This window comes from Pseudodonghicola flavimaris (genome assembly GCF_030164425.1).
In the GTDB taxonomy this organism is placed as follows: domain Bacteria; phylum Pseudomonadota; class Alphaproteobacteria; order Rhodobacterales; family Rhodobacteraceae; genus Pseudodonghicola; species Pseudodonghicola flavimaris.
The window spans coordinates 1-16277 of the sequence record NZ_JASNJD010000037.1; the positions used below are offsets into that span (position 1 = coordinate 1).

Genomic DNA, 16277 nt, shown 5'->3' on the forward strand with positions numbered 1-16277 from the left:
GAGAGGCAGATTCCGACCCGATGGGATATCATCGGCGCAATCTTTTGCCTGACCGGCATGGCGATCATCTTGGTCGCCCCTATGCTTCAGAAGTAACCTGCGGTCTCAATCGGGCGGTTACGAACCATCGCGATCATACGCTATTGGCCATCGAAGAACCTGAAGCCCACCTTCACCCGCATCTACAACGATCAGTTTATCGACACCTTTTTCAGTCAGTTGATAATCCTGATCAGCAGAAGCAGATGTCAGTGCTACTGACTTCGCACTCGCCGCATATTGCCAGCGTTGCGCCGTTGCGTTCCATTCTCTTGCTCAAAGAGAAAACTGACGAGGGCACGACCGGCTGCTCTACAGCGTCGATAAGACTGACAGATGATGAGGTCGACGATCTCACGCGGTATCTGGATGTGACGCGTGCTGAGATGCTTTTCGCCCGCGGTATCATTTTGGTCGAAGGCGACGCAGAAAAATTCCTTGTCCCACTCTTCGCTGAGGCTCTTGGCTGTTCGCTCGATATGCTCGGAATTACCGTGTGCTCAGTCGCCGGGACAAATTTCACGCCCTATGCGAAATTTTTGACCTCCCTGGACATACCCTTCTCGATCATCACAGATTGGGATCCAATGCCGAAGAGCAAACCCTTGGCCGTAAGTCGAGGAATCAAACTTGCGGTCGCGATCGAGCGCGCCAGAACAAAAAAAATCCCAAGAGCGCTCGCAAAGGAATTGGAAGACATCGCCGAAAACAAGGATGAAGACGATCTCGCAGGTCGCTTCGAAGATCTCGGCATCTATACGAACATCCGCACTCTTGAGACAGATCTGTACGAAGACGGGTTCGCAGCCGACATTCTCGACACGCTCAATGAAGGAAAGTGGAGCAAGGCGAGACAAGCGCAGATCGATGCCTGGATTGCCGATCACGACAGTATCGACCACAACCAAATGCTCAAGCTGATCGATGTGGTTGGGAAAGGGCGCTTTGCACAACGCCTTGCCTCAAAAATCGAGGGGCGAAAGCCCCCGCGCTATATCGAAGATGCTATCCGGTATGTGGTGAACCGTGTCTGACGCGTCCATCTATCTAAATGCCGCCGAAGATCTACGGGCTAATCCTGCACAATGGGCCGCCTACGAATCTCAAGGACACTGTGTTGTCCTTGCCGGTCCAGGTAGCGGGAAGACAAAGACCTTGACCGTGAAATTGGCACGTCTTCTGGCCGAAGATATTCAGGAGCCACGGGGCCTCGCCTGCATCACCTACAACAATGAATGCGCCCGGGAGCTCGAAACCAGGCTATCAGCGCTCGGCATAGAGGCCGGAAGAAGAGCGTTTATTGGGACGGTCCACTCCTTCTCCCTAACACAGATCGTCCTACCGTATGCCAAGGCAGCAGACATGGGGCTCCCCGACGAGTTTTGCGTCGCAACCCGCGCGGAGCGGCGTCAAGCATTGGAAACCGCTTATAGGAAGGTGATTGGCGGGCGTGACAACCCACAACAGCTCGATTTCACGATGGGCACATACCGCCGATCCATTCTGAACAGAAGCAGCGCGGAATGGCGTGAAACTGATCCCGAGATGGCCGCATTGGTGGAGGCCTTTGAGGCCGAACTCAGGGCAATTGGACGAATTGATTTTGACGATATGCCTCTTCTGGCCGTCAGGGCGCTGCGCGAGCATGAATGGCTGCAGCGCGCCATTCTCGCCAAGTACCCAGTCCTTGTTGTCGATGAATATCAAGACCTCGGAAGAGCGCTCCATCGTATGGTCATGGGTTTGTGTTTCAGCACTGGGATGAGGCTTTTCGCAGTCGGAGACGCCGACCAATCCATCTATGAATTCAACGGGGCGAACCCGCAGCTTCTTCGCGACCTGGCGGCCCGTGATGACGTCGAATGTGTGCGGTTGCGGCTGAACTACCGATCTGGATCGAAGATTGTAGAAGCATCCAGTTTTGCGCTTGGCGAAGCGCGAGACTACAAGGCGGTTGACGATGCGGAGGAAGGCACGGTCTATTTTCACCCTCAGCAGGGTAGCTACGAACACCAGGCCGCAGAGGTCTTCAGGACAGTCATCGCTGACATCGCCAAACGACATCCGGATTTGGAGCCCGGAGACATCGCTATCCTCTACCCAGCTGCCTGGCTAGGCGACAAAGTTGCCGAAGTAGCTCAGAAGGTTGGCTTGTCAGTTATCAGAACTGATACGAACGCAATATATCCTCGCGCTAGCCGCTTGATGCGCTGGCTGGAAAGCTGTGCGAAATGGTGTTCGGGCGGATGGCAAACAGGAACACCGCGATTCAACCATCTGGTCAACGAAGGCGCACGCCTGTTCGCTGAAGAGATCAACACACCAGAGACGCACCTTACCTTCCAACGAGCGCTAATGGAATGCCTCTGGTCGCGGCGCGATGGCGCCTTGGTACTGCGAAAGTGGCTGCCCGATGTTCGTGCGGCAGTAATTAAAGACCTGATGGTCAAGTGTCGCTCAATGAAAGATGAGGGCGAAACTTTGGACACTTTCATCGCGCGCACCCAAGCAGGCAAAGATTGTGAAGATATGACTGTCAGTCAGTTCGCCGGCCAAAGCGAAGGGAACGACAGCCTGCATCTTTCAACACTTCACAGTGCCAAGGGTCGAGAATTCCCGATCGTCATCATGTTTGGCATGGATCAGGGGAGCATTCCGAGAAAAGATTCCACCCCGTCACAGAAGTTGGAAGCTCGACGCCTTTTCTACGTGGGATTTACGCGAGCCAAATCGGAAGTACACATCATGCATTCTAGCTCGCGCCCGTCGCCTTTCATGACCGAACTTGCCGCACGCCTTGATCAATAGGAAAACTGCGTAGCGGCGACAGCGAACATATGCTTTTGTTAGAATGCCGATATCCATGGGCTGTGCAGCGGACGCGCGGCAACTTTACAGGGTTCTCGGCTCAGCTGCACCTACCACGCCTGCATCCTCCAACTGCTCTCGATCGGGAAGATCGCGCAGGCTCTCTAACCCGAATGCGACAAGGAACTGCTCGGTCGTCACAAAGGTATACGGCGCCCCACGCCGAGGCGACCTTGGCCCAGTCCCGATCAAGTCGCGCGCATGCAGTCGCCCAATCTGGTCGCGGCTGATCTCCTTGCCGAAGATGTCCTTGAGCCCGTCGCGTGTGATCGGCTGGTGGTAAGCGATGGCGGCCAGGACCGCGACGTCGAATTCGCTCAGGTCCAACAATTGGTCCCCGATATCTGCCGCCGCGCGGATCGCGGGGGCGTAGGCGGCGCGCGTGCGGAACATCCAGCCGCCAGCGACCTGGGCGATCTCGAAGGCCCGCCCTTCCAGATCGGCGGCGAGGTCCTCGACCAGAAGGTCGACCGAAGCCCCCTGCCCCACCACGCGTGCCAGGTCGTCGCGCGGCACCGGCGAAGCTGAGGCAAAGAGCACCGCCTCGATCCGGCGCATCCATTCCCGCCAGCGCAGCTCGGGTGGCAGGTCGGGCAACCCGCGATCCAGTTCGGGGTCAGAGCGATCCTTCGCCATCGCTACACCCCGTAAAGCCGGAAGGTGTCGCGCCCGGTCAGCTCGCGCACCGCGCCGAGGTCGACCAGCCGGTCGCAGAGCCGCCGTGCGGCCCGGTCCGGCAAAGGCAAGGCCGAGGCCGCGATCGCATCGCAGGTCAGGAACATCTCCACTGCCTCGCCGGACGCCTTTGCCCGCAGCTTGGGTGCGACAGCCTTCAGATGCGCCGCCCGACGCGCGAGGTCGGTGGAGAGACGCACGCCCTCGACCGCTGAGGCGATAAGCGCACGATGGCAGGCGAAGCGAAGATCATCGCCTTGCTTGCGCAGGTCAGCCCGTTTCAGGCCAGTCGCCAGCAGCGGCACGAGATGATCCCAACTGAGAGATTGGGCGAGGGCGGCATCCGCGAGGATCAGCCCTGCTATTTCTGCGCGCGGCGCCTCGCGCAGAACGGCTTCCAGCGCCATCGCGGCCCGGGTCACGGGCGCCCCTTTCCCTGCATCGAGCCACGTCGCGATCTGGCCCGGCTCGAAGGCCGGCAAGGCTCGACCCAGAGCCTTGATCGACACCGGCCGCTCCGCCGCGCGCCGCCATGCCAAGCAGGTTTCACCGGCCGGTCCGGGCAAGTCGCCCGGGCGCAGCAGGTGGAGCGCGTCGCGTAGCTCCCCCGCCCGCTCAGGACGACCAGAAAGCGCCACACAGGCCTCCGCCGCACGAAGCGCGAGCCGATCCCGCAACAAGGCGTGGGGCACGTCCACGCGTTCGAACACAAGATGCAGCTGGCAAAGCGCAGCACCCGAAAAGAACACAGCATCTTCAAGGGCTTCCGCGCGCGCGGAAGAGATCCAGGAGGGTATCCCGGACGGGGTGCCAAGGGCGCTGAGGGGATCCGGCCGGACAGGTGTCATGGGCGGATCCTACAGGAGCGCGGCGGTTGAGGCCATCTTTTCCGCCGGAAAACGCCGCAGGCTGCGGCCGGTCCTCATGTCCAATAAGTTTGCATTATCGGACATAAAAATATATGTTGCCAGACAGTTCAACTTCAGCATCGGATTCAGTGAAAAATGCCCTCAGAGACCGAGAAATCGACGTCAACACCCTCTGGTGAGCTTGATGATGCTCGCATCGACGAGAGAGATCACGAGGAAAGCGATGGCATCGCCCTGCCCTCCCATGTCGCTGGCTCCGGCACGCTCGATCGGCTGGTCGATACGGCCCGCGACTATGCCCGAGCCGCTGCGTCCGAGAACACGCTGAAGGCCTATGCAAAGGACTGGGCACATTTTGCACGCTGGTGCAGGATGAAGGGTGCGGAGCCGCTACCACCATCACCCGAGATGATCGGACTGTATCTCGCGGACCTCGCCTCCGGTTCAGGCCCCTCCCCGTCGCAGTCGGCGTCCCGACCCCTGTCGGTTTCGACAATCGAGCGCCGCCTCTCGGGCCTTGCCTGGAACTACGCGCAGCGGGGCTTCACCCTCGATCGCAAGAACCGCCACATCGCCACGGTGCTCGCCGGGATCAAACGCAAGCACGCCCGACCGCCCGTGCAAAAGGAGGCGTTCCTGGCCGAGGACATTCTCGCGATGGTGGCCACCCTGCCCTTCGACCTGCGCGGGCTGCGGGACCGCGCGATCCTGCTGCTGGGATACGCCGGGGGTCTGCGCCGCTCGGAAATCGTCAGCCTCGACGTTCAAAAGGATGACACACTGGAGTCCGGAGGCTGGATTGAGATCTTCGAGAAAGGCGCCCTGCTCACCCTCAACGCCAAGACCGGTTGGCGGGAGGTCGAGATCGGCCGCGGCTCGAAAGAGCAGACCTGCCCCGTTCATGCCCTCGAACAATGGTTACACTTCGCAAAGATCGACTTCGGCCCTGTCTTCGTCAGCACCTCGCGCGATGGCAAACGCGCCTCGGAAACGCGGTTGAACGACAAACATGTGGCCCGCTTAATCAAGCGCACTGTCCTGGACGCCGGCATCCGATCCGAGCTGCCCGAGAAAAAACGACTGGCGCTGTTCTCGGGACACAGCTTGCGCGCAGGTCTCGCCAGCTCAGCCGAAGTCGATGAGCGCTACGTCCAGAAGCAGCTTGGACACGCTTCAGCCGAGATGACCCGGCGCTACCAGCGCCGCCGCGACCGGTTCCGCGTGAACCTGACCAAGGCCGCCGGTCTCTGACCCCCTGCCCCATCATGCCGCCTGCCCGCTGAGCCTGCCATAGAAACTGCGCTCGAGATGCAGCTCGCCTGCCCCGGCCTTCTCGACCATGCCGCGCAGATAGCCGCCCGGCGAAGAAACTTCGCCGGCGCAATGCTTCTCGAAGACAAGTGCCAGCGCCGCTGTCGCCACCTGTTTACCCAATCGGTCCTGCGCCACGTTCCACGCGTGTTCGGACACACCGATCATCGGCCTGAGTTGACCAGCAACCCGGTGCAGATCGCCCCAATCCTTTAGGAACCCGCCCATATTGCGGACCCAGGATGCGAATTCGGGGCAGGCTTGCATGATTGTGGGCAGATCCAGCGCCGTGCGCTTCTTCCGCACTTCGGCAACCCACTCTTCCAGCTCGCTATCGACCCGATCCTCGGACCGGGCATTGGGCACCACGGCCGCCGCTTCCTCTTTTTCAGAGGAATTACGAGTTACAGGATTAAGTTGGTTTGTAATTAGTATATGAGGGTCATAAATGACCTCCCTGGGGTTCATTTTTTGAGTCTTCTCAGAAACTTGTTCCGTGGTTTCCGGCGTGTTTTCCACAGGTTGAACGACCTCGGTTGCCTTGAGATAGGCCGCCTCGACACGCTCCTGAAGCTCCTTGAACCAGCCCAGCAACCGTGCAAGCTGCTCAGACGCTTCATGGCGACGCGGAAGCCGGTCCAGAAGCTCCTCGAAGAGCCCCGTGAACTGCGTCCAGGGCCCGCGCAGCGCGCTGCTGACGGCCGCCTCGATCCGAGCGCGGATCATACGGCGTGCCACGGTGATCTGGCGCTTCAGGCGCTGGCAGAGCTCGCGTTCAGCCTGCAATTCGGCATGAAGTTCCTCGAATTCCTCGACGCGAGCGGAGAGCGGCGACAGATCGAAGCCATAGGCCTCGACAATGCGCCCTTCGGCATCCCTGCGGCCCCACCGCTTGCCGTTGGGACTGTCCTGGAAGGAGATCACGCCGATCTCGGCCAAACGCCGCGCATGGCGCTTGAGCGCGGACAGCGAGAACCCCGTCTGCTCCATCAGATAGGCGTTTGACGCCCAGACGATGGGCCGCTGCCCCTCCTCCCAGTCCTGGGCCTGGGTGAAGGCCCCGAGCGTGTCGAGGAGCATCATGTCGCCGGCCTTGAGGCCAATGTAGGCCCCCACCCGCTTGACGGCCACGAAGGCCCGCGTTTTGGGTACAGCCACTTGTTCACCGGCTTGGGCAAGCTGCTCTGCAATGCCAAGACCCGGTGTCGGCTTGCGCCAACCTGTATGTTTCATGGATAGTTCTCGCCTCCTCTGCTTGATGGAGGGCAAAAGAATCCCGTTCGCTCAGGAGCGTTGCTGTTGACAGTGATTCGCCGGAGAACTATCTTGATAGCGACCAAACTAATCTTGATAAGCTCTCAGGCCCTCAGCTTGGGGGCTTTTCTTTTGCCGTTATCTCAAAGCATATCCGCTCCTGTTTCTTACCTCGTTTGGATCGAAGACCACCGTCTCCGCGGCTCCTGCCTCTTACTTCGATCCGTGTTTCTCCAAGTACTCAGCGATGACATCACTCAAACCTCTGAGAATGTCCTCGTCCAATGTTAGCCCCGTGGCAGCGACCGAGAGCTTCCCGCCCTGCCCTGTAACACTCAATTTCCGCGAACCGATCTTTCGCTGTACCGTGAATTTCTTTGGGCTCTGCGATTTCTTTTTTGCAGGATTGGACGGCTTTTTAGTCAGGTCGCCAAGAACCTTTTCGAGGTCACGGTGGCTGAGATCGTAGACATCTTTGCACGCGTGCAAAATCTCACCTCTAGCCGCATAGACAGCGCGACCACGTGATACCGCGCTGTTATGGACACCCACACGCTTGGCGAACTCGGTTGCAGTTATCTTCTCGTCCGGTTTGGCATCTTGTAGCCGCTCGAACATTTCGCCTATCGAAACCAGACGCTCGAAAGCGCTCAGGTTTTCACGTTCCTCATTTTCCCGGAAGCGCATGAATAGCATCTCGAACTGCTCTTCACGGGAACCCCGATGGGATTGTGGAACCAGAATGGCGCGGACAGGCAATCCCAAAGCTTCAAGGATCGCATGGCGTCGCCGACCCACGATCAACTGGAATGTCACGCCTTCTACGTTCTCGGGCTCACGTTCATCCGGTCGCCAATCAGGATCCGCTGGCCGAACATGAATGGGCGTATCTTGACCATTCTTCTCGATACTCTCTTTGAGCTTCTCGAATGCCTCTTGGTCGCGCCAATCTTCACGCCGGTCCGATCCAATCACGTCCACGATCTGAGACGGATCAATCTGCAACTCATGTCGACCCGCGAGAATGCGCTCCACGACCTGTGAGCGCTCAACGTGAAGCATCTGGCTGGCGTCTGAAAGCGCTCCAGCCTTCCAAGCACTTCCAGAGCCGCCCAGTCTTGGCTTAACCCCACCAACCAGTTTCGCTTCGTCTACGTGGACCTGTTCGCTTGCACCAGATCCAAGAGCCGCAGACACATCCTCATCTGGGCGCGCGGACTTTTTCTTGAGGACCGAACTACTCAATGTTCGCTTCATTCGGCTTCCTCCTCGAAATTGTAGAAGTTCTGCATCCAATCCTCGGCATAGCCACGCTCAAGACCAGGCCAGAGGCGTGAGACGATGGCGTCATTCACTGCGTCAGCATTCTCGATGAACCTGTTGATGCCTTTTCGCTTGCCTGGCGTATCTGGGTCGTACTCGTAGACGGACTGATAAACGTCCGATGCGTTCGAAATAGCATCGGAGCGAAGATAGAATACCGGCAGCACCTCATCTGGGCAGTTTTCGAGCAGGTTGCCGACCTGAGTGAGATCTTGCTCATTTGTTCTCTGCACGATCGTGGGCAACAGCATATGCGCCGCACCGCCCATATCGATCCGATCCGTCGCGAAAATGTGGCGCAGCATGGTGAGGAGACCAGTCACAAAGGTGGACAAGGTCGCAATGTCGAACCCCTTCATCGTCTGCGGGATAATCAACGAAGTAGACGCCATCACATTGTTCAGCTGGAAAAGTGTCAGCGCAGGCTGATAGTCGATAATGATGCAGTCCAAGGTCTCGTTAAGGGCACTTTCAAGCTTCGCTTGGTCGACCCTACCGTTGCTCACAAGCTCATTCGGACGGGTGACCGGTGGATGCCCCTCTTTCCAACGATCTATGGAGTCTCTTAGGAACCTATAGAACCGCTTTTCCGGGGTGCCCGCTCGCAACAACCTCGCGATCTGAATTTCACCTTCGGAGGTTTCGCCATGCGCAGGTACTAGCCGCACGCCTGGCCAGGAGGTTTTCTTGAAGAACCCGTCAAGCGTCTCCGCATCATAGTCAGTGTAAGGAATGGACTCGTCGGTCTGAAACAGCCCCGCGAAGTCAACCATCGTCGGAGTTTCGTCATCTGGCAAAGTTGGCATTTCTTCGCCGCCGACAAAGTAGAGCGTGATCGTGCTCTGGGGGTCAGCGTCCATGACGCCGACTCGCATGCCGTAGTGCAGACTCAGGTACTGAGCGAAGTGCGCAGCACTAAGCGACTTCGCAGTTCCACCTTTCTGACTTGCAAATGAAATGACGGGCAAAGGATCGTCGGGTTTGCGCCAAGCAAGAAAATGCTCAGGCCGCTTTGCTGAGGCAGCCATCAAAGCCCGGATGTGCATCAGCTCCGTCAGGGTGAAAACACGCTCGCGACCTACATGTTTGCCGGCAGGAAAATCCTCATTGTCCTTAGCGAACTTAGTCAGATGCTGATGGCTAATGTTCAGGAAGCGAGCACATTGGCGCATCGACCAAGAGCGCTTGATGCGCTCACGCATCGTCAACTCCTTGTTGACCGAGACCATGGTGCGGCCAAGGCCACGCTCGAGCTCTTGAAGGAACTGTTCTATACTGCCGCCCATTACACCGCTCTCATTTCGATTCTCTCACGGAATCGCTCCGAGTTGTAAATAGCACGGTTTTTGAGGAAATGTACAGATATTGTACGCCTACATGATTTCCGGCGCACAATAAGGGCTACACCGATTGAAAATGCGGATAGCAACCTGATCCTCCGAAGTGTTTTTGCACGCGTGCAAAAACCTCGCAGTCTGGTGAAGCCAGACCGCCGGAGCGGTCTGGCCTTTGGCTTACGCGGCGTCTTTCGGACCCCAGGGGATGATCGCCTGCAGGGACAGATCGTCCTGGTTCGCAGCCTTGCCGAGGTTGGCGTTGAAGCCGTGGTCGCGGATGGTCAGCGTGTAGTAGTCGGCGCCAGTCTCCTTGTTCTGCTTCTTCCAAATGCCGCCGCACTCGACCAGCTTGCCGCGCGGGGAGCGGCCGAGGACGCGGTGCGTGGGGGCCATCGGGTTCGAGCTCGCGACGGGTTCGACCGTGATGTCGAGGTCGAAGGTCAGGGTCGAGATGGAGCCGGCGCCCTTGGCGGTTTCGATGTCGGCGCTGGTGAATTTGATGCAGTTCGTGGTCATTGCCCTTCTCCTTGTTTGCGTTGCAATGATGGTCACCTTGCAGCTGGCCAAGGCCCGGCCACACCGAAGGCGAAGCGTGAGCTGGAGAGGGGCAGGCGCCGGTCTTTTTGCTGCGCGAGGAAAGACCCGCAGGGTCAGGGGAAAAAGATCGGCGACAACCTTTGTGGACGGGACGAAAGCTGCGACCAGCATGTCATGCAAAGCAACACATCGGGAGAAGTGCGGGGGCCACGAAGGAAACTGGGTGAACAGCCAACAGCCAGGAACGCCGAAGTACTCCTTGCGCAGTCACACCTGATCTTTCGATACACACCACGACCCGTCGCAACGCAACACCAGCCCGCGTTCAGTTCCTCGGTCGAACAATCAGGGACCTCAAGCAGAAAGTGATCTGACAGGCTGGAGAAGTTGAAATGCCTGGGCGAGGACATGCGCATCTGTCCCCGACGGCTTTAGCCCGGGCCGCGTTGCGAACTTCGAGGATGTCCCGTATGGCATCGCGAAACTGAGCAACGACGCATGCGACTCGGAAGATCAGGCAAAAGCTCGCGCCCGCTGCAATCCCGACACGTATCGGCATAAGTGAAGAGGATAAACAGTTGGACGGCGCAACACCGAATGTGGTCACCGAGGATGGCCTGCGCGATCTGCTCTCAGATGGCTATCTCATTGAGGTGATCTGCAACCAGACCGCTGAGAAACGCCATAACAGCTGGTATGGCTCCTGGGTCGTGCACGCGGTGACGAAGGAAGGTCAGGATGCGAAGATGCTTGTCACAAGCCGCAGCGTCTTCAAATTGCGCGAGTTCAAGACAATCGTCGGATTGGTCAGTTTCCTGGCCGACATGGGGTGCCTCTCGGCGAATATCCCGCTGATCGCGGGACGACAAGAGCGTCACGAGGCTTCAGAGGGGCTCGCCACAGCCACCAGTTAGAAATGATGATAACACCCACGGCAGTCTGACAGGTCAAATCCCGCAGAACTGCGCACCTCTGCGAACTAATAGAGCGAACCGCACAGTGCGCTCTGACTGATGTCATGCTAGAACCGGGGCCTAGGCCCCGATCCTCTTGATGCGGATCCCGAGCTTGCGGGCCTTGTCGACGATGTTCTCGGTGATACCCGAACCGGGGGTGGCGATCAGACCCTGCGGCATGGTCTCGAGCATCTTGTCGTTGCGCTTGAAGGGTGCGGCCTTGCCGTGGCTTTTCCAGTCGGGTTTGAAGACCACTTGGGTGACGTCTCGGGTATCTGCCCAACGGGCCGCGATCATCTCGGCGCCTTTGGGCGTGCCGCCATGCAAGAGCACCATGTCGGGATATTTCGCATGGGTGGCATCAAGGACGGACCAGATCAGATCGTAGGCGTGGTAGTCCCCGCCCGAAAACGCGATCCGCGTGCCTTCGGGGCAGTGCACCTCGGTCTCCTTGCGTCGCTTGGCCGAGAGATAGGCCCGACTGTCCACCACGGCGGACGTGGGGCCGCGATGCGAGACCTTGGACCCAGTGCGGGGCAGCCAGGGCGAACCCGTGGCGACCGAGAAGTGGTCCACGGCCAGATCGCGCATCTGCTCGAAGGCGTCCCGATGGTCCCAGAGCTTGAGCCCGATCATCTGGAGGCGCTCGAGCTCGACCGAGGCGACCTCGGAGCCGTCCTGAATGGCCAGACTTTCCCGGACTTCGAATTCGTTGTCATCAAGGAGCTTCTGGATATGGGTCAGCCGGCGATGGAAGATCGAGGTCAGGGACCAGAGCATCTCTTCGAGATTGTCTTCCAACTGGCTGCCGGTGAGAAGGCCGATGGTGGTGTCAAAGAGCGTCGCCATGGCGAGTTCGACCTCGTCGGGCTGGGGCATGGGGCGATGATCGGTCTCGCCGGGGCCGGGCGTTGCGCCGTGAAGTGCCAGGTGCTCGAGGATGGCAGAGGTCACGCCGGTTTCCTCTTGGATGTCTGTCTGATGGGGCATTGTCTGGTTCCTCTGTTTGATCTGACCCGATTTGGATGGGGCGATAACAGGACCGGCGGCGACCGGGCTGCATCCGTGAGGATCGGAGCGCAGCGGAGAATGCGCCGCGGGCCGGAAAATTGGTCCCGCGAGGAATGGCCCGAAGGGGCAGGGGAATTTTCCGGTTCGGGGCGCATTGCTGCCCGGGCGAGGAGCACTCTGCTCCGACCCGCTGGTCCATCGCTCCCCTTGTCCAAACGGGATCAGATCGAACCCGCGGAACCTTTGCCCTGTCGGACATCGCTGAGGAGGTTGGCGCTCACCCGTCCCCGATCTCCAGACCTTGTGCTTTCATGGCCTTGAGCAGGGACCGGCGCAGTGCATCCTTGCCAAAAGCCCGCAGATCGTCGTTGAAATCGCCCAACTGCGGCACAAGATCACCACAGGCAATTCCAAGCGATTCCCGTTGGTTACGCAATCTCATTGATGCGTTTCGTCCAGCTTCATCATGATCCCGCGCGATCCAGATGCGCTTGATCCCCGACGGCGGGATGAAGAGGCCGAGATGGGTGGCGGTGAGACAGGAGGCGAGATCGAACTCGGGGAGGGCCGTGCCGACCGAGAGGGTATTCTCGAGACCTTCGCCGACGATGAGATCGGTGCGAGAGGTGCCGGACCAGAAACGGATGGCATGGCCATGAAGCTGCCCGAGGATCCGTTTCGGGCTCTCGATCGCGGCCAACCCACCGGTTGACGGGTCGAGATAGACCCTTGCGCATCCGGTGATCTGGCCCTGATTGTCGGTGATCTTTGCGAGCAGGGTAGGGGCCCTTCGCGGCGGATCGGCGTCGTCCGTGCCGTGCCGGAGGAATAGCTGCGGGTGATATCGGAGGGCCGGGCCGAGCCGTGAGATCCCGCGCCGTTGCAGATAGGTGGCGGCCAGAGTGCCAAGCACCGGCTTGCCCGCGGCAAAGAGTTTGCGCGCCCGCGCGATGCGTTTGCTCGAGGCGTCATCTGGTTGCTCACGGGTTTGGGAGTCGCGCGGCACGGCAGGGCAGGGGGCTTCGCCGAGAAAGGACCGGGCCTCCCTCAGCGTTTCCTTGAGCGTGACCGACCCAAGCCGTTCCTGCAGAAGATCGATCAGGTCGCCATATTCACCCGTCGCATAGTCGGTCCAAGACCCGGCCTTGCGCCCACCCTGCGCGTGGAGCCGGATGGCAAGGCTCTGGCCCTTTGCTCCCGAGGTGTCGCCAACCTGCCAATAATTGCCCTGCTTGCGTCCCTCGGGGAAATATTGGCGGCAGAAACTCTCGGCCCGGTCTGCCAGATCGGTCGAGAGGTCCGCGATACTGCGCCGCGCGCTCATGCGGCGGCATCCGCTGCGCTGGCGCCAACAGGATGCTCCGCGAGAACCCGCGCCAGCACGTCGATGCCGTCCACCGGGATGAACACCCGCGTCTTCCACTGGATCACCTCGGTGAAACAGCCCAGGACCTTCAGGCCCGGCAGGGACGCGCCCGACGCGCCGATCAGTTCAAGCCTCGGCTGTCCCATGACGAGCGCGCGGCGCAGCTGGTAGCCACCGAGCAGGTTCAGGGTCGTTCGCGCCTCCATCACCGCACCGAACACTTCCTGAGGTGTCATCTCGATCTGACAATCGAGCCCAAGCCGTGCGTAGACATTGAGAAGCTGCTCCTGACTAACCAGACGCCCAATGGCGCGCTCCCCGTCCTCCGTCTGCAGGCGGTAGATGCGCATGTTGTCGGCGGGCAGCCGGTCCCAGATCGGCAGCAGCAACCCGCAGATCAGCGTGATCTTCGAGGTGGTGAACTCCGGCACCGCCTCGGCCTCGGCCTGCCAGAGCTGTTCGAACATCGCATCATCGATCTCCTCCCAGTGTGATTTCGAGAACTCGGAGAGCGCGAGGATTTCGGTCGCCATGGGCCGCAGCAATTTCACCCGCAGGATCGGCACACCATCCTCGTCCATGAAGGCCGGCGCCTTCACCATCAGGGCCGCGCGCTTGGAGGTCTTGCTCCAACACAGCGTCGCGCCTTTCGTGTCGGCGCAGATCTGTTTGACCCGTGGCAGGGTCAGCGGATCGTTGCGATCGGTGCGCTCGACGGTCAGCGCGGTGGCCGTCGCCCCCGTCGCCTCATGCTCGAAGATGACTTTTCGGTCTAATATCTCGAATTTTTCCGCACGCAGGGTCTCGAGGCCGACATCGAGCGTGTCCGCCTGACGCGCATCTTCGATGATGGCCGAAAGGAACCCGCCGAAGGCATCAAAAATTGCGTCCTGCATGTCGATCCGCAGCGCCAGGCAGCGATTCAGGAACTGCTGGATCGGCGGCAGGTTTTCTTTCATCGTGCCATCCGCCTCATCGAGCGTCAGACCGGTCATCTCCTGGAACTTCGCGTAGGAGCAAGCCTCGATCTTGCCTGCGCGCAGCTTGTAGAAGAACTGCCGCAGAGCTGCGCGCGCATAGGGGCTCTCAAGGTTGTCCTCTGTGCGAAACATGTTCTGACCGCCGGTCTCGCGTTGGCCTTTGGTGATGGCACCAAGCGTGTCGAGCCGGCGCGCGATGGTGGAGAGAAACCGCTTCTCACCTTTCACATTGGTCGCCACGGGGCGGAAGAGCGGCGGCTGCGCCTGATTGGTGCGGTTGGTGCGGCCAAGCCCTTGGATCGCATTGTCGGCCTTCCAACCGGGTTCCAGAAGGTAATGCACCCGTAGGCGCTGGTTCTTCGCACCAAGATCGGCGTGGTAGCTGCGCCCGGTGCCACCCGCATCAGAGAAGATCAGGATGCGCTTGGCATCGTCCATGAAGGCCTGGGTTTCGCCGAGGTTGGAGGAGACGGGGCGGTTCTCGACCTTGAGCCGTCCTTGACGCGTCTTGACGATGCGCCGCTTTCGCCCCGTGACCTCGGCCACCGCGTCTCCGCCGAAATGCCAGAGGATCTGATCGAGCGCGCCCTGCACCGGGGCGAGGGCCCCAAGATGCTCGACAAGATCGTCCCGCCTCCGCTCCGCCTCGCGGCAGATGATTGGGTTGCCATCGCCATCGAGGGCGGGACGAGACCGCAGATCGCCGTTTTCGTCTGTGTAAGGCTCAAAAAGCTGCGTCGGGAAGCTGTGCATCAGGTAGTCCATGATGTTCTCGCGCGGTGTAAAATCGACCTGCAGATCGTCCCACTCGGCTGGCGGGATCTCTTCGAGGCGGCGTTCCATCACCGCCTCACTGGTTGAGACGACCTGGATCACGGCCGAGTGGCCTGCCGCCAGGTCCGCCTCGATCGAGCGGATCAGCGACGGGCATTTCATGGCGGTGATGAGATGGTTGAAGAAGCGCTGCTTGTTACTTTCAAACGCCGAACGAGCGGCGGATTTTGCCTGGACGTTCAAGGTGCCGGTCTCGGAGGAGATGCCAGACGCTTGAAGGGCTGCCTCGAGGTTGGTGTGGATGATCTGATACGCATCGGCGTAGCTGTCATAGATCGCGATCTGTGCGGGTGAGAGCTCATGCACCAGCATCTCGTACTCGACCCCGGCATAGGAAAGCGAGCGCGCCAGATAGAGCCCGAGCGCCTTCAGGTCGCGAGAGATCATCTCCATCGCGGCAATGCCCCCGGACTCCATCGCGGCGACGAATTCGGCCCGCGTCACGAATGGGAAATCTCCCGTGCCCCAGAGACCAAGTCGGGAGGCATAGGCGAGATTGCCAACGACCGTCGCCCCGGTGGCCGAGACGTAAAGGACGCGGGCATCAGGCACGGCGTTCTGCAGTGCGAGACCCGCAAGACCCTGCTGCGAGGCCCGTTTGTCGCCGCGGTCGGACTTTTCTCCGGCTGCATTTGCCATGGCGTGGCTTTCGTCGAAGGCGATGACCCCATCGAACCCTTCGCCGAGCCAAGCCGTCACCTGATCGAGGCGGGAGGCTTTTCCCTGGCGTTCGGCCGAACGCAGCGTAGCATAGGTGACGAAAAGGATGCCTTCGGGAAGCCTGATGTCGCTCCCCTGGCGGAATTTCGAGAGCGGCACGATATCGCTTTCACGCCCCCCGAGGGCCATCCAGTCGCGCCGCGCATCTTCGATGAGCTTGTCGCTCTTCGAGACCCAAACGGCCCGGCGGCGCCCTT

The 16277-nt window shown here is 59.9% G+C and carries 13 protein-coding genes; 4 read left to right on the forward strand and 9 right to left on the reverse strand.

Annotated elements, in window-relative coordinates:
- Both QO033_RS24670 and QO033_RS24675 read left to right on the forward strand, forming a co-directional pair.
- On the forward strand, positions 1–1073 hold a 1073-nt coding region (locus tag QO033_RS24670), incomplete at its 5' end, for an ATP-dependent nuclease (protein WP_284483373.1).
- Positions 1066–2847 (forward strand): ATP-dependent helicase, encoded by a 1782-nt coding sequence (locus QO033_RS24675; RefSeq protein ID WP_100160994.1) that lies wholly within the window; start codon positions 1066–1068, stop codon positions 2845–2847. The genes QO033_RS24670 and QO033_RS24675, both read left to right, overlap by 8 nt.
- Positions 2848–2931: 84 nt before the next feature.
- On the opposite strand, the gene scpB is transcribed toward QO033_RS24675, so the two are convergent.
- On the reverse strand, positions 2932–3543 hold the full coding sequence (gene scpB / locus QO033_RS24680) for an SMC-Scp complex subunit ScpB (protein WP_100160995.1): 612 nt from the start codon (positions 3541–3543) through the stop codon (positions 2932–2934).
- A gap of 2 nt (positions 3544–3545) precedes the next feature.
- Positions 3546–4430, reverse strand: coding sequence for a DUF1403 family protein (locus tag QO033_RS24685; RefSeq protein ID WP_100160996.1), 885 nt, complete (start codon positions 4428–4430; stop codon positions 3546–3548).
- 156 nt (positions 4431–4586) lie between these two features.
- Here QO033_RS24685 and QO033_RS24690 point away from each other — a divergent pair, with 156 nt between their 5' ends.
- Positions 4587–5702 carry a tyrosine-type recombinase/integrase gene (locus tag QO033_RS24690; protein WP_284483374.1) on the forward strand — a complete coding sequence of 372 codons (1116 nt, stop codon included), beginning with the start codon at positions 4587–4589 and terminating at the stop codon, positions 5700–5702.
- Positions 5703–5714: 12 nt separating this feature from the next.
- Here the strand turns inward: QO033_RS24690 and repC are convergent, their stop codons facing one another.
- From repC to QO033_RS24710, 4 genes are all read right to left on the reverse strand, one after another.
- Positions 5715–6995, reverse strand: coding sequence for a plasmid replication protein RepC (repC, locus tag QO033_RS24695; RefSeq protein ID WP_284483375.1), 1281 nt, complete (start codon positions 6993–6995; stop codon positions 5715–5717).
- A gap of 234 nt (positions 6996–7229) precedes the next feature.
- A complete protein-coding gene (locus QO033_RS24700; RefSeq protein ID WP_284483376.1) occupies positions 7230–8273 on the reverse strand; it encodes a ParB N-terminal domain-containing protein in 1044 nt (347 codons plus the stop codon).
- A complete protein-coding gene (locus QO033_RS24705) occupies positions 8270–9625 on the reverse strand; it encodes a ParA family protein (RefSeq protein ID WP_172839586.1) in 1356 nt (451 codons plus the stop codon). Before QO033_RS24705 ends, QO033_RS24700 begins: the two co-directional genes overlap by 4 nt.
- 228 nt (positions 9626–9853) lie before the next feature.
- Positions 9854–10192, reverse strand: a complete 339-nt coding sequence (locus QO033_RS24710; protein WP_284483377.1) for a DUF736 domain-containing protein — start codon at positions 10190–10192, stop codon at positions 9854–9856.
- Between the two features lie 599 nt (positions 10193–10791).
- Here QO033_RS24710 and QO033_RS24715 point away from each other — a divergent pair.
- Complete coding sequence (locus QO033_RS24715; protein ID WP_284483378.1) at positions 10792–11127, forward strand: hypothetical protein; 336 nt, start codon at positions 10792–10794, stop codon at positions 11125–11127.
- 120 nt (positions 11128–11247) lie between these two features.
- Here the strand turns inward: QO033_RS24715 and QO033_RS24720 are convergent, their stop codons facing one another.
- The 3 genes from QO033_RS24720 to QO033_RS24730 form a co-directional block, all read right to left on the reverse strand.
- The gene (locus QO033_RS24720; protein WP_284483379.1) at positions 11248–12159 is read right to left on the reverse strand and encodes a DUF2493 domain-containing protein; all 912 of its coding nucleotides are present in this window, start codon (positions 12157–12159) and stop codon (positions 11248–11250) included.
- A 298-nt stretch (positions 12160–12457) separates the two neighbouring features.
- Positions 12458–13504 (reverse strand): DUF7146 domain-containing protein, encoded by a 1047-nt coding sequence (locus QO033_RS24725; protein ID WP_284483380.1) that lies wholly within the window; start codon positions 13502–13504, stop codon positions 12458–12460.
- Positions 13501–16277: strawberry notch family protein (locus tag QO033_RS24730; RefSeq protein ID WP_284483381.1), on the reverse strand; the 2777-nt coding region annotated here is incomplete at its 5' end. The genes QO033_RS24725 and QO033_RS24730, both read right to left, overlap by 4 nt.

Excerpts from the sequence above, each read along its gene's own strand:
- QO033_RS24700 (WP_284483376.1), bottom strand. The coding sequence starts at position 8,273 with ATGAAGCGAACATTGAGTAGTTCGGTCCTCAAGAAAAAGTCCGCGCGC.
- QO033_RS24725 (WP_284483380.1), bottom strand. The coding sequence starts at position 13,504 with ATGAGCGCGCGGCGCAGTATCGCGGACCTCTCGACCGATCTGGCAGAC.
- repC (WP_284483375.1), bottom strand. The coding sequence starts at position 6,995 with ATGAAACATACAGGTTGGCGCAAGCCGACACCGGGTCTTGGCATTGCA.
- QO033_RS24690 (WP_284483374.1), top strand. The coding sequence starts at position 4,587 with ATGCCCTCAGAGACCGAGAAATCGACGTCAACACCCTCTGGTGAGCTT.
- QO033_RS24710 (WP_284483377.1), bottom strand. The coding sequence starts at position 10,192 with ATGACCACGAACTGCATCAAATTCACCAGCGCCGACATCGAAACCGCC.
- QO033_RS24705 (WP_172839586.1), bottom strand. The coding sequence starts at position 9,625 with ATGGGCGGCAGTATAGAACAGTTCCTTCAAGAGCTCGAGCGTGGCCTT.
- QO033_RS24685 (WP_100160996.1), bottom strand. The coding sequence starts at position 4,430 with ATGACACCTGTCCGGCCGGATCCCCTCAGCGCCCTTGGCACCCCGTCC.
- scpB (WP_100160995.1), bottom strand. The coding sequence starts at position 3,543 with ATGGCGAAGGATCGCTCTGACCCCGAACTGGATCGCGGGTTGCCCGAC.
- QO033_RS24720 (WP_284483379.1), bottom strand. The coding sequence starts at position 12,159 with ATGCCCCATCAGACAGACATCCAAGAGGAAACCGGCGTGACCTCTGCC.